General features: G+C 70.3%; 1 protein-coding gene. It reads left to right on the forward strand.

The window, feature by feature from the left end; genetic code table 11:
* On the forward strand, nucleotides 1–343 hold a 343-nt coding region (locus tag BVI061214_RS00170; RefSeq protein WP_211256762.1), incomplete at both ends, for an acyl-CoA dehydrogenase family protein.

The following is a 343-nucleotide window of genomic DNA, read 5'->3' on the forward strand; positions in this document are numbered from 1 at the left end:
CCCAGGCTCGCCCGGGGGGAGATGGTGGGGTGCTTCGGCCTCACCGAGCCCGACGGCGGCTCGGACCCCCACGGCAACATGAAGACCAAGGCCCGCCTCGAGGGGGACACCTGGGTCCTCACGGGCACCAAGATGTGGATCACCAACGGCAACCTGGCCCACATCGCCATCATCTGGGCCAAGGACGAGGCGGGGAGGGGCCTGGGCTTCATCGTCCCCACCCACAGCAAGGGCTTCCAGGCCCGGGGGGGGAAGCACAAGATGAGCCTCCGGGCCTCGGTGACCAGCGAGCTCATCCTGGACGAGGTGCGGGTGCCGGAGTCCCTGCGCCTGCCCAAGGCGG

The organism is Thermus aquaticus (assembly GCF_001280255.1).
Taxonomy (GTDB): domain Bacteria; phylum Deinococcota; class Deinococci; order Deinococcales; family Thermaceae; genus Thermus; species Thermus aquaticus.